Origin of the sequence: Stieleria marina (assembly GCA_007741555.1) — a bacterium.
Lineage (GTDB): Bacteria > Planctomycetota > Planctomycetia > Pirellulales > Pirellulaceae > K23-9.
The window spans coordinates 284,176-297,690 of record CP036526.1; the positions used below are offsets into that span (position 1 = coordinate 284,176).

The 13,515-nt window shown below is 54.5% G+C and carries 9 protein-coding genes; all 9 read left to right on the forward strand.

Going from position 1 to position 13,515, the window contains the following annotated elements:
- The first annotated feature begins 21 nt into the window (after positions 1-21).
- The 9 genes from K239x_RS01040 (at position 22) to K239x_RS01080 (ending at position 13,419) form a co-directional block, all read left to right on the forward strand.
- Entirely contained in the window at positions 22-1,407 is a 1,386-nt protein-coding gene (locus K239x_RS01040; protein WP_145415849.1) for a sulfatase, read from the forward strand.
- Positions 1,408-1,425: 18 nt separating this feature from the next.
- Positions 1,426-2,832, forward strand: coding sequence for a sulfatase family protein (locus K239x_RS01045; RefSeq protein ID WP_145415850.1), 1,407 nt, complete (start codon positions 1,426-1,428; stop codon positions 2,830-2,832).
- Between the two features lie 100 nt (positions 2,833-2,932).
- Entirely contained in the window at positions 2,933-4,384 is a 1,452-nt protein-coding gene (locus tag K239x_RS01050) for a sulfatase family protein (protein ID WP_145415851.1), read from the forward strand.
- Positions 4,385-4,453: 69 nt separating this feature from the next.
- The gene (locus K239x_RS01055) at positions 4,454-6,964 is read left to right on the forward strand and encodes a glycoside hydrolase family 95 protein (protein WP_419189523.1); all 2,511 of its coding nucleotides are present in this window, start codon (positions 4,454-4,456) and stop codon (positions 6,962-6,964) included.
- A 38-nt stretch (positions 6,965-7,002) separates the two neighbouring features.
- A complete protein-coding gene (locus tag K239x_RS01060) occupies positions 7,003-7,773 on the forward strand; it encodes a 3-keto-disaccharide hydrolase (protein ID WP_419189524.1) in 771 nt (256 codons plus the stop codon).
- Complete coding sequence (locus K239x_RS01065; protein WP_145415852.1) at positions 7,766-8,086, forward strand: sulfatase family protein; 321 nt, start codon at positions 7,766-7,768, stop codon at positions 8,084-8,086. The genes K239x_RS01060 and K239x_RS01065 overlap by 8 nt, the downstream gene beginning before the upstream one ends.
- A gap of 88 nt (positions 8,087-8,174) precedes the next feature.
- Positions 8,175-8,993, forward strand: a complete 819-nt coding sequence (locus tag K239x_RS01070; RefSeq protein ID WP_145415853.1) for an IS5 family transposase — start codon at positions 8,175-8,177, stop codon at positions 8,991-8,993.
- Positions 8,994-9,163: 170 nt separating this feature from the next.
- Entirely contained in the window at positions 9,164-11,875 is a 2,712-nt protein-coding gene (locus tag K239x_RS01075) for a DUF1592 domain-containing protein (protein ID WP_419189525.1), read from the forward strand.
- 122 nt (positions 11,876-11,997) lie between these two features.
- The gene (locus K239x_RS01080) at positions 11,998-13,419 is read left to right on the forward strand and encodes a DUF1552 domain-containing protein (protein WP_145415855.1); all 1,422 of its coding nucleotides are present in this window, start codon (positions 11,998-12,000) and stop codon (positions 13,417-13,419) included.
- Positions 13,420-13,515: the final 96 nt, after the last annotated feature.

Consider the following 13,515-nt stretch of genomic DNA (forward strand, 5'->3'; position numbering starts at 1 on the left):
AATCAACAAAGAAATCGAAGCATGGAAATTTGCCGCCGAACATCCGCCACTGCGTTATTGAGCGCGATCGTATTCGCGCTCTTCTCGGCGCAAGTGACTGCGGAAACGACGAAACCCAATATCGTTTTCATCATGGCCGATGATCTTGGGCCGGGCTGGGTTGACTACGACGACAGCAATCCCGAGATCAACACACCAAACCTGCAGCGGCTTGCCGAGAGCGGGATGGTGTTTACCAGAGCGTATGCGGCGGCTTCGGTCTGTTCGCCGACACGCGCGGCCTGCATCACCGGCATGTCGCCAGCCCAGATCGGGATCACGACACACATACCTGGAAAGGCGGGCAATGAACGTCCTGGTCCAAAAGGAGGACCACGCGATGCCGATTCGTTGAAACAACTCCCGCTGGAATTGCCCAGCTATGCACATGAACTGAAAAAGCTGGGCTACACCACCGGCTTTATTGGCAAATGGCATCTGGCCGGTGAAGGTTCGGTGGCAACGAAAAATGGAATCGTCAATAGCGACTACCACCCGGAGCATTACGGATTTGACACCAACGTCGGCGGCTGCGCATACGGGCAACCGAAATCTTGGTTCGATCCCTTCAAAAATGGAACCATCAAGAACCGCGAGGCTGGCGAGTATCTGACGGATCGATTGGGTGACGAAGCTGCCTCGTTCATCAAAGCTAACAAGGACACCTCCTTTCACCTGACACTGTGGCCGTACTCGGTGCATACGCCCATCAAAGCCCCCAAGGATCTTGTCGAAAAAAATGGCGGCAACAAATATTGCGCGATGGTTGAAAGTCTGGACAACGCCGTCGGCAAAGTGATCGACACACTTAAAGCGACCGGGACACTCGACAATACCTTGCTGGTTTTCTATTCCGACAACGGCGGCCACATACCGACGAAGTGGTTGGCAGACAAAAAAGGTTCGCTGCTAGAAGGTGGCCTGCGTGTTCCCATGGTCGTCAGTTGGCCGGGAGTGATCCAAGGTGGAACAACGTGCGACGTCCCCGTCAACAGCATGGACTTCTTTCCGACCTTTGTGCACGCTGCCGGAGGATCGACCGCCGAGATCGAACAGTTGGAGGGCCTAGACCTGAAGCCACTTTTTCAAGGCGAAAGCCAGCTCGATCGCGATGCCTTGTATTGGCACTACCCGCACAACCGCATGGAAGTCACCTACTACATGGGAAGCACCATTCTCCAGGGCGACTGGAAATTCTATAAAGGCTACGGCGTGATCGAGGAAGCATTGTTTAACCTCGAAAACGATCCGATGGAAAAACAAAACGTGCTGAAAGACAACGCGAACCTGGCAGATCGCCTTCGTGAAAAGCTACAGCGTTGGATCACCAAAGTATCTGCAAAGATGCCCAAACCCGCTAGCAACTAACAGATCATCGAGAAAAGAATGCGTACATTTTCAAAAAGCGTTCTCGTGCTATTCGTGTTGCTCTGCATGGCGGGTCTTGCGCGTGCCGACCAGAAACCCAACATCATTTTGCTGTTGGCAGACGATCTTGGTTACGGCGACCTGTCGTGTTTCGGTAGTCCCGCCGTCAAAACACCTAACCTGGATCGACTTGCGAGTGAGGGGGCGAAATTCACGCGGTTCTACGCTGGGTCGGCTGTCTGTTCGCCAACGCGTGCGTCTGTGTTGACCGGTCGATACCCGCTGCGATTCGGGATCACCAAGCACTTCAACGATCGCAATATGTGGCTGCCCGAATCGGCGACGACCGTTGCCGAGCTTCTCAAAGGTGCCGGCTACAGCACCGCACACGTGGGCAAGTGGCACCTGGGTGGTCTGCATGTCGACGCTGACGGCAAGCGAATGAACAATCAACCTGGTCCACGTCAGCACGGATTTGATTTCTATCAAACGCAGATCGAACAACAACCGATTCGCGGGCGAATGGGTCGCGAGCGAACAATCTTTCGTCAGGGCGGTACCGTACTGCTTCGTAACGACCAGCATATCAGCAAAGACGACCCGTACTTCCCCAAACACTTTACCGATGCAAACGGTGACTTTGCGGTCGAGTTGATCGAGAAACTGTCTAAAGAACAGAAGCCATTCTTCATTAACATGTGGTGGCTGGTTCCTCATAAACCTTACGAGCCTGCTCCCGAACCACATTGGTCGGCTACTACAGCGGACGGCATCAGCGACGATCAGCATCGCTTTCGGTCGATGGTGCATCACATGGACGCCAAGGTCGGCCAGATTCTCAGCAAGCTTGATGACTTAGGCATCGCGGACAACACCCTGGTCCTCTTCACCAGTGACAACGGCGCGGCCTACGAAGGGTTCATCGGCGATTTGAAAGGTGGCAAGACCGACCTGCATGACGGGGGAATCCGCGTACCGATGATCGTGCGGTGGCCAGCAGCGATCCCCGCTGGTCAGAAATCCGACCCCTTTGGACACACCAACGACTTGCTGCCCACGTTCTGCGAAGCGGCGGGAGTCGTCTTGCCTCGTGAACTGCCACTCGATGGTTTGAGCCTGTTGCCTCACATGAAGGGCGAGAGTGCACCGACTGCGGACGCACGAGGAACCGTGTTCTGGCAACTCAATCTGTACAAAAGTCTTCAGCGACACTATCCGAAGCCCAAACCGTATGCGACTGAAGTTGCCATGCGAGGCAAATGGAAGCTGCTCGCTCTCAAGGGCGAGCCCGTGGAATTGTTCGACATTGAATCAGATCCGAATGAGCAGAAGAATGTAATCGACGACCATCCTGATCTGGTTGCTTCGCTATCCGCTGAGCTAAACGAGTGGTTGAACGCCCCGCGAACTACCATGAGCAAGTGACGATCAGGAATTCGTTGCGTAGTGGACTTTGCCAGAAGTCCGATGCGTGAAGGAATTCTGGCGAATCCCACTACCACACAGACCTTTTCAAAGAAGAACAATGAAACCTACGTTACTCGCTCACTTATCTGGCGCGTTCTTACTGACCTTTTGTTCGACCTTCGCAGCAGAGCAGACCGAAGGTGCGGAGCAGGCTGCTGCCAAGCCAAACATCTTGTTCATCTTTGCCGACGACTGGGGCTGGGGAGACCTCGGCTGTCACGGGCATCCCTACCTGAAGACGCCGAACCTTGACCGGCTCGCCAAGGAGGGAACTGACTTCATGCGGTTCACTGTGGCGAGCGGCGTGTGTTCACCGAGCCGTACGGCGGTGATGACTGGTCATTTCCCAGCCCGCTTCAACATCGATGGCCATTTCGCGACGGTACGTAGTAATGAGAAACGCGGTATGCCCGACTGGGTGGATCCCAAAGCGCCGACGATTCCAAGAATGCTGCAGTCGACCGGCTACGCGACGGCGCACTTTGGCAAATGGCATCTCGCCAATAACATGATTCCCGATTCGCCGCGACCGGAGGCCTATGGCTACGACGAGTGCGGCGCGTTCAACTGTTCTGGCACGCAGATGCCGGTGCACGAAGACGCCAAACGCACGATTGCATTTATCGAAAAAAACGCCGCGGCGAAGAAGCCATTCTTTATCAACTTGTGGATGCACGAACCGCACACGCCATTTCACACGCTGCCTGAATACCGCAAGCGTTTTCCGAAGATGGGCGATTCAGAAAATGCGTATGCGGCGGTTCTGTCTCATGCCGACGACCGAATCGGCGAAGTGCTTGCGGCGTTGGACCGATTGCAGTTGACCGACAACACACTGGTAATCTTCAGCTCGGACAATGGCCCGGCCGGCAGCGGTAAACCGCGCCCGCTAAAAGAGATGTACGATTCTGCAACTGGCGCGGGGTTCAACACCGGTGCTTGTGTCGGGACAACAGGCGGCCGAAACGGACGCAAGAAATCCATTCTTCAGGGTGGGATCGGTGTTCCATTCATTGCCCGCTGGCCAGGACAAATCAAGGCAGATGCGATCGATGACGTGTCGTGGATTTCCGCCGTCGACCTGTTGCCGACGTTTTGTGAAATTGCCGGCGCTGCGATGCCCGAGGGATACCGACCCGACGGCAAGAGTCAACTGGCAACCTTGCGAGGGACCGAGCTGACACTGCGTGACAAGCCGTTGTTTTGGAAGGGGCTGCCGAGTCCAAAAGGCCCAGTCTATTCAGTGCTGGATGGGCAATGGCGACTGTTGGCCAGCACTAGGTTCGAGGTACTGGAATTGTTTGACGTTAACAGTGACCCGCTGGAAAAGAACAATTTGGCTTCATCCCATCCTGACGTCGCCGACGGGTTGTTGAAGAAACTTCAAGCCTGGCATGCAACGCTTCCTGAGAAACCCAACTCGGACTGGTTTTCAAAGTACCGAGCCAGGGACGCGGGCCCGCTGCCGCCAGAGGTCAAGCCAGTTTTTCAGTTCGATCCGTCTCGATAACTCCTGCTGACGCTGCGCGGCTATCAATGACAACAATCTGCCAATTGAGTTCAACCAAAAGACATCGACATGAATCGAGCAACAAAAGTTGGCTTCAAAATGACAAGACGATCGGCAACCCTATTTGGGATCTTACTGCTGTTTGCAACGACTGCTGTCGCCGATGAACGCTACATGCTGCAATACGATGCACCGGCCAAAGACAATTTGCTGATGAAGCGTAAAGGAAAAGCCAATGGCCTTGGCTACATCCAAACGGCGTTGCCAATGGGCAATGGCAGACTGGGCGCAATGTTCTCCGGCGGGATCGATACCGAGCATTTGCTGATCAACGACATCACGATGTGGATGAACGCGAAACGGGGCATGGACGAAGTGTCTCAGTCCGGGACGCGCAAAGTTGACCCGGACGATTTCAGTACCGTTCGGAAAGCCTACCGTGACGGAAAATACGGCACCAAGCCGGGCAGTATGGAGAGCCTGTCGACGAAGTACTTGAGCAGCACCGAGCCACTTGGAAATTATGCCCCGTTCAGCGACTTATTGATTTCCACCGGGCACGATCCTGCAGCGGTTCGCGACTACCGCCGCTCGCTCGATTCACGCACCGGTCTGGGGACCGTCACCTACTCGATCGGTGACGGGGGTTTCAAAAGAGAATTTTTCTGCAGCTATCCGCACGACGTGGTGGTCGCTCGCTATACGGCGGCAAACGCAGCATTGAATCTAACGATTCAAACGACCACCAAGCACAAGGGATCGCATGTTGCGGCAGCGGACAACCGAATCGTCTTGAACGGCAAAGCAATGATGGTTCAAGACGACATCGAGTTCATGCAGATTGTTCAGGTTGACGCTGGGGACGCAGACGTTGCGACACAAGAAGATGGCGCGATCAAAATTTCCAATGCCAGCGATGTGACGATCTACCTTGCGGGCTATTGCGATTACTTACCTGTCTATCCGTCCTTCAAAGGACGCGATTACAAAGCGGATTGCGAAAAGACAGTCTCGGCGGCGGCAAAAATCGGATTTGATTCCCTGAAAGAATACCATGTCGTTGACGTTTCAACCGCGATGAACCGTTGCCAACTGGAGCTGGATTTCCAACCGTCCGGATTGACCACCGACAAACTCGTTTCTAGTGACGGAAGCCTGGAGCTGGAAAATCTTTACTTCAACTACAGCCGCTATCTGCAATTAAGCTGTTCGCGCGGCGCACCCGTTCCTTCCAACCTTCAGGGGCTTTGGAATGCAGACCTCAAGCCGGCGTGGAACTGTGATTATCACACCGACATCAATGTGCAGATGAACTACTGGATGGTCGATCCGGCGAACCTGTCGGAATCGTTCTACCCCTTCGCACAGTGGACGAAGAAACTCGCGAAGTCGGGCACGCACACGGCACGAGAAACGTTTGGCGTAAAAAAAGGCTGGAGCGTCGGCCTTAACGGCAACGTCTTTGGATTCACTGCGCAGAATGTTCATGGACGTCGCAACCAGCAAGGTGGTCACTGGCTGTGCCAGAACCTCTTCGATCACTATGCCTTCACTCAGGATCGTACGTACCTGGAAGAGATCTATCCGACCCTGAAGGGAGCGGCAGAGTTCTTTGTCGAGTATCTCGCTCCTTGGAAAGATGGAAGCCTTGTCGTCTATCCCACCTGGTCGCCGGAAAACACCTACCTGTCCAAACAGCACAGCAAACTGAATAAGCAAACTTATGGCGCGTCATGGGATCAGCAACTCGTGCTGAACCTGTTCACGGACTGCATCGAAGCGTCCACCGTTCTGGGGCGTGACGAAGCATTCCGCAAATCCTTGCAGGACATGATCCCGAAACTCTGCCCCCAGAAAATCGGACAGCATGGCCAATTGCAGGAGTGGCCTGAAGACTGGGACAATCCTAAGGACAAGCACCGCCATATTTCGCACTTAATTGCGTTGCATCCCGGTCGCGACATCTCGCCACTGACCACCAAGGAACTGTACGAAGCGGCCCTTGTCACAATGAAGCACCGGGGCGATGAATCCACCGGTTGGAGCACGGGCTGGAAAACCTGTTTCTGGGCGCGTCTGCACAACGGCGACCGAGCGCACAAAATTTATCAGTTTCTGACCTCCAAACGAGCGTATCCCAACCTGTTCGATTTCCATCCGCCGTTCCAGATCGACGGAAACTTTGGTGGAGCGGCAGGCGTGTGCGAGATGTTGTTGCAGAGTCATCTTCGAAGCACTGACCGTCACGCGGAAACCGTTTCCGAAGCTGCCTACGTTGCTTATCAACGCGACCCCCAGACGCCGAAGAACTTTGTTCCTTTGGTACCACCCGAAAAACTGGCCGATGCACCCTATATCCTGCATTTGCTGCCCGCGCTCCCATCAGCATGGCCCGATGGAAAGATCAAAGGACTAAAGGCACGCGGAGGTTTTGAAGTCGATCTTCGGTGGGCCGGTGGTCGACTTAGCCAAGCGACGGTTCGCACGACAACTGGCGGCGTATTTCGACTGTTGGCCGACAATGAGCTAAGCCCAAACATCACACTCGCGAAAGGTCAGTCGTACCAATGGTCACACTGAGCGAGCAAACCGATTCACAAACCGAACGAATAAACAGAATGACAATAGGTAACATGCTAGGCCGCCTGCTCCTTTCAATGCTCGTCGTTTTGACCGGAGTCTCGTTTGTGACCGCGGCAGATCCGCCAAATGCCCAAGTGAGCGACTTGTCGACACTCGGACTTGCTCCGCCAGCTGATGCGGTAGTGCTGTTCGACGGATCGAACGTCGACGCCTGGAAGCCGTTTTCGTTTCAGGCGATCAATTCCAGGGATGACCAGAAAGAGATTCAGTGGAAATTGGTCGACGACAAGGCAATGGAGATCGCTTTTGAATTCGAGGGCAAGAAACGCAAACAGTTCATTCGCACGAAGGAGAAATTCGGCAACTACCGACTGCATCTGGAGTTTCAGTTGCCGACTGATGGCGGCAAAGGTAACAGTGGAATCTTTTTCGGCCCGTTGTATGAGTTGCAACTCCTGAATCCCACGAAAAAGGATCGTGCCGGGCTGACCGATTGTGGCGCGATCTATCAAATCCGCGCTCCCGACGTGAACGCAGGTTTGAAACCAGGCAAGTGGCAGACAGTTGACTTGGACTATCAAGCGGCGCTCGTCAACGCGGCAGGTTATGCAAACGAGAGTGACGCGGCCCGAGTGACGGTCCGACTGAACGGCAAGCTGATCCACGACAACTTCAAGCTGTCGTTACGCAGGAACAAGTACGCTGCGTACCCGGAGGAGCGCTTGTCGCCCATCGTTTTGCAGGAGCATGGTTCTCCTGTAAAGTTCAGAAACATATGGCTGATTGAGAAGACCGGCGATGGTTAGTTGGTCAGGCAAAATCCCAGGGGGTGTCGTAAACGACGAGGTGATGACGGAGATGCACCTGTTGCCAACGATCCCGAAACTCGCCGGAGCCGAAGTTCCGTCCGACCGTGTGATCGATGGCAAGGGCCTGCCAAAGCCTGCGTTGTACGATCTGAAATCTGACATCAGCGAGAAGCATGATATGCTGGCGGATCATCCCAATGTGGTCGCGAGTCTTCGTGCATCAATCGAAACCTCTCAAAACCAACTTGCCGAAAACAGCCGGCCCGCAGCGTTTGTCGACGATCCTAAACCATTGCAGCTTGCGAATTAGGTACTGTCCCGTAATTGGTATTTGCTGGCGATAACACATTTGGCAACCTCCCGAGTTACCTACCAAAGTGACTCAAGGAGGAAACCAAATGTCTCGACATGATCTCACGGATGATGCTTGGAATGCAATCCGATATCTGATGCCAAGTCGTAGCAAATCTCGTCGCGGCCGCCCTTGGTTTGACCATCGGCAGTTGATCAACGGAGTCTTGTGGATTCTTCAAACCGGGGCTCCGTGGCGTGACTTGCCAGTTGAATTCGGCAATTGGAAAACGGTTTACAATCGATTCAGACGCTGGGTGAAAGAAGGGCTTTGGGACAAGCTTTTTCGCAAATTACTTCGACGAATGGACCAGCTCGGCAACATTGACCGGACGGTTTGGTGCGTTGACGCTACTGTCACACGTGCTCATCGCTCGGCTGCGGGGATGGCTAAGCAAAGCGAAGAAAACGACAAGACCCATGCTTTGGGGCGTTCTCGCGGTGGCTACTCCACCAAGTTGCATGTGATGACAGACGCCAGGGGGACGCTCTTGTCAATCACCGCCACCGGTGGACAGCGGCACGAGTCTCAAGAATTCGATAACCTTTATGAGCATTGCCAAGTCAGCGTTCATTTTTATCGCGATCGGCCCGCAGCAATTGCAGGCGACAAGGACTATGGCTCCGCAGCCATTCGCGAGTCGATTGAAAATCGTTCCATCGAAGCAGTCATGCCAACTCGAGCGAATGAGACCGTCAATGAAGAGTTCGATCGAGACTGCTACCGGAAACGCAACATCGTTGAACGGCTCATTGGCTGGCTCAGAGAATCACGCCGTATCGCGACTCGCTACGACAAACTCCCCGAGTCCTACCTGGCGTTCATCAAACTCGCAGCTATTCGAAGAATGCTAAAATGCATTTAAAGGACAGTGCCTAGAAGCAAGCTGCCAGCAAAGTCGCGACGGAGCCGACTACCGATATTGACCAGCAAACACTGATCAATAAACGCAATGCCGCTCCAGTCAGCTTTCATGTTCGGCATGGTACAATGATTACCCCCGACGTCGCCACTTTCCTTCCTTCACCCGCGACAATGTTCCCACCTCGATTCACCGCTCAACGCAGGTACAATCGCCCGAGGAGACGGCGATGTTCGTGCGTCATTGTTCTGCTATGCCTGGGCTTTGCTGCGCAGAGTTCAGTCTTTGCGCAAGTCGTCGTTAAAGACAAGGCACAAAGTGCAAACGAAGCCGTTGCCGATCGTCGCCCGCAGCGTTATGAGAAATCGATTAAGCCCCTTTTACGGCAGACATGTTTTGACTGCCACAGTGGGGATAGCGTCGACGGCAACTTTAGAGCGGACCAGCTTGATCCCGACTTGGTCGATGGCGAAGACGTCGCTTGGTGGCTGGAGGTGTACTCCGTGCTCAGCAAGGGCGAGATGCCGCCACCTGAGTCAAGCGAACTGACCGACGCACAGCGAATTCGCATTGTGGATTGGCTTTCCACGGAAATTCAAGCAGCAGAAAAGCTGCGCAAAGCCAGTGGCAATCACTCGTCGTTTCGACGGCTTACTCGATACGAATACAACTACGCGTTTCAGGACCTACTTGGTGTGCCCTGGACATTCGCGGGTGATCTTCCAGCCGAAGCCAGTGAGGACGACGCATTTGAGAATAATGCCGAGTCGTTGCACATGTCTGTAAAACAAGTGGAGACTTATCACCAGCTTGCACTGAGGGCATTGCGTCGAATCACGGTTCGCGGCGACCGACCGCCGGTAGTGCATTGGGCGATTCCGATGAAGGACGCCTTCGGGCGCGAAAAGAAGCGGCTCGAGCGGGACATTGAATCGGCCCAAAAGAAATTCGAGGACATGCCGGACAAACTAACAGAGCAGATCGAGCGTCTGAACAAAAAGTTCCAGGCGCCTGCCGATCGGTCACATTACCTGGAACTATCGACAGGTGTGAGAGTAGAAGTCGACTGGGATTACCGCAAAGCAAGCTATGCGCTGAAGCACAGTGATACACACAAGGCGATGCCAGAGCTTGGTTCACATTTCGCTATTGTGCAGCCGGGTAGCAGACAATCGCTCACCGTCGAACTCGGCGACAGGTTGCCCGACGAAGGAACGATGCGGGTGCGCGTCCGTGCGTCGCGTGCTAAGGATGCGAGCGAGCGGATTCCAAGCTTACAAGTGCACTTCGGCTTTCAAGCAACCGACCAAGGGCGATCGATCAAGCGTTTAAGCCAGCAGGACATCCCAGTCGAAGCGTCCTACGGGCAGCCGGAAATCTACCAATGGAATATCCCTCTTAGCGAGATTGAGCACCGCAACACCTATCGCGGCGAGTTTGAACTGGGGGATCAACCGAGCCCATCGGAGTACATTCGCTTCACGAATAGTGCAGTGGGGCACGACGAAGCGGAAACCGCCGCAGCTGAGGCCGAGAGTCCCGCGATTCTGATCGACTACGTGGAAGTCGCCGCACCGGTTTACGACGAGTGGCCACCACGGTCCCACCGCAGCGTGTTCATTGAAAGCGAGAACTCGCACGACGAATCCGCTTACGCGCAAGAGATCATTTCTGCCTTCATGTCTCGTGCCTGGCGGCGATCGCCCACAACGCGCGACATCGATCGCAAGCTGCAACTATTCCAGCGACTGCGGACCAGCAGCAAGGATTTCCAGGAAGCAGTCGTGGAAGTTCTCGCAACGATTCTTGCTTCGCCAAAGTTCCTTTACGTGTTGCCTGGTGAGCAGGGTGCACAACCAGACCAACAGAAAGATCAGCTGTCGCAAAACGAAGTCGCGACTCGGCTATCGCTCTTCCTTTGGTGTAGCCTGCCCGACGAGACGCTGCTCAAGCTCGCTTCGGCAGGCCGCCTTAGCGATCACGAAGTTCTGCGTCAGCAGGTCGACCGAATGCTGTCTGATCCGCGAGCCACACGTTTTACCAAGCACTTCGTTGGGCAGTGGCTCAAAATGCAACCGCTGGAATTCTTGAGCCCCACCCGAGGTGACGATGGTCTCGATTCAGCATTGCTGGAATCGATAAAGCAAGAGCCTATCGCTTTGTTTGCAGACATGCTGCGGAACGATTCAAGCGCACTGAATTTCATCGATGCGGACTACTTGGTCGTGAACGAGCGTCTTGCCAAGCACTATGGAATCCCGGGAATTCCCGGCAATCATTTCCGACGCGTTTCCTTGCCAGCCGAACGGAATCGTGGCGGTTTGTTGACCCAAGCCGGTTTGCTAACCATGAATTCCGATGGCGAAGATTCCCATCCAGTCAAACGCGGTGTTTGGTTGCTAACGAACCTACTCAATGATCCGCCGCCCCCGCCTCCGCCAGCCGTTCCCGAGATCGATCTCTCCGATCCAGCGATCGCAAAAATGACTCTGAAAGAACGCGTTGACGACCATCGCAATCACGCCGCGTGCATGTCGTGTCACCAGAAGATCGATCCGTGGGGGATCGCATTTGAAAACTACGATGCACTTGGACGCTGGCGTGATGAAATCAATGGGAAAATCGTTGACGCTACAAGCGTATTGCCCAACGAAGATAAACTCGACGGGATGAAGGGACTCAAGGAACATCTCATACGGCAACGCCACGAGCAATTTGTGAAGGCGACGATTGAGAAAATGGCATCATTTGCCCTCGGGCGACAACTGGATTTCGGCGACCGTGCTGGAATCAGGGAGATAGCCGGACGAGTCCGTGAATCAGACGATGGCATCAAGACGATGGTGATGTGCCTGGTAACGAGTGATCTTTTTCAAACAAAGTAGTGACGTGATACAATAGGCTGGCGCACCGTAGTGGACGAGGCAATGAGTTCCGGCATCAAAATCACGCGTCACGGACTCGTAGCCTCGTCCACCACCTTTCATTCCTCAAGCAATAACGACAGATGGCTTTCAATCTGAATCAACTTGATCGTCGACGGTTTCTTCGTGGATCCGGTGCCGCGCTGGCGCTTCCACTTTTGAGTTCCAGCTTGCCGCTTTTGGCAGCCAACTCCGACAGCAAGTCGAATCCGAAACGGCTCGCCTGCATCTATTACCCCGACGGTGTCCCCATGCCGCTGCGGGAAGACCCCGCTTACCAAGACTGGTCGTGGTTTCCGCATGGTGGGGGAACGGAGTTCACTTTCACAAAGTGCACTGACGTCTTCGAGCCACTGCGTGACGACCTGACCGTGCTCTCGGGTTTTTCACACCCAGAGGCCCGCAAGGTTCACGGTCATCGCAATGCCGATCAATTTCTGACTGCCGCCAAGATTCGTCGCGAGGGAGCGTACAACAACTCGATCTCTCTTGATCAGGTTTATGCCGAACACATCGGGGACCAAACACGGTTCGCATCACTCGTTATGTCGACTGACGGTGGTATCGGAACGCCGCGCGCTGCTCAAACGCTTTCATTCAACCGAACTGGTCGAGCGATTCCTGCAGAGCAAAGCCCGAAGCGAATTTTCGACATGCTGTTCGTCAAGAGCGACGCTGATGCAGCTCGCAGGTTAGCGAAGAACGAGAGTGCTTTGGATGAAATGCTGGAAGACGCAAGCGATCTGCGCGGAATACTGTCCTCCAATGACAAGCTTCGGTTTGACGAGTACCTGGACTCGGTTCGCGAAGCAGAGATTCGTGTTCAGAAAGCAAAGGAGTGGGTCAACAGGCCACTGCCCAGTGTTGACGGGGAACAGGTTGACCGAGCAGAAATCGAAGCGGACATCTCGCCAGAGTCGCCGAGGTTGTACGTGCAGACCATGCTGGACATGATCTATCTCGCATTCAAAACCGATTCGACTCGGGTTGCGACTTATCAGATCGGACGTGAGAACGGCGCGGGTGTCAGCGATCGCCTCGCTCGCGCTGTCGGGTTCAATCTCGCACACCAGTTAACGCACGACACGAAAAATCCGGGTGGCTGGAAAAACCTTGGGAAGTACTGTCGGTTTCTCAATGAAGAGTTTGCTCGATTCACAACCCGGCTGAAAGAATCTCCAGAACCGGCGGGCACAGGATCGATGCTCGACAACTCGTTGCTTCTGTTCGGTTCTGCATCGAGCGCGTTTCACCTTTCACGCAACTATCCACTTGTCCTGGCCGGTGGCGGTAACATGGGATTCAAGCACGGCAGGTATCTGAACTATGCCGGAGCCAATCCCATCAGCGGTGCCTGGCGCGGCGGCCCCGAGCCATACACCAAAGAAATCAAGCAAGAAGACCAACCGCTGACACGCGTCTTTGTCACGATGTTGCAACAACTGGGAATAGAAACCGAAAGCTTCGCCGGGGCCACCGGCAACTTCCCCAAGTTGCTTTCGTAAAGCTGCCCGGCTTCGGGTGAAGGCGTGCTGCGCACATCATCGCTGAGCAGAATCGAGCCCCAGTCCTCGCGTTCTTGCGTTGAATTCGCGGGGACT

Excerpts from the sequence above, each read along its gene's own strand:
- K239x_RS01050 (WP_145415851.1), top strand. The coding sequence starts at position 2,933 with ATGAAACCTACGTTACTCGCTCACTTATCTGGCGCGTTCTTACTGACC.
- K239x_RS01045 (WP_145415850.1), top strand. The coding sequence starts at position 1,426 with ATGCGTACATTTTCAAAAAGCGTTCTCGTGCTATTCGTGTTGCTCTGC.
- K239x_RS01055 (WP_419189523.1), top strand. The coding sequence starts at position 4,454 with ATGAATCGAGCAACAAAAGTTGGCTTCAAAATGACAAGACGATCGGCA.
- K239x_RS01040 (WP_145415849.1), top strand. The coding sequence starts at position 22 with ATGGAAATTTGCCGCCGAACATCCGCCACTGCGTTATTGAGCGCGATC.
- K239x_RS01080 (WP_145415855.1), top strand. The coding sequence starts at position 11,998 with ATGGCTTTCAATCTGAATCAACTTGATCGTCGACGGTTTCTTCGTGGA.
- K239x_RS01070 (WP_145415853.1), top strand. The coding sequence starts at position 8,175 with ATGTCTCGACATGATCTCACGGATGATGCTTGGAATGCAATCCGATAT.
- K239x_RS01060 (WP_419189524.1), top strand. The coding sequence starts at position 7,003 with ATGACAATAGGTAACATGCTAGGCCGCCTGCTCCTTTCAATGCTCGTC.
- K239x_RS01075 (WP_419189525.1), top strand. The coding sequence starts at position 9,164 with ATGTTCCCACCTCGATTCACCGCTCAACGCAGGTACAATCGCCCGAGG.
- K239x_RS01065 (WP_145415852.1), top strand. The coding sequence starts at position 7,766 with ATGGTTAGTTGGTCAGGCAAAATCCCAGGGGGTGTCGTAAACGACGAG.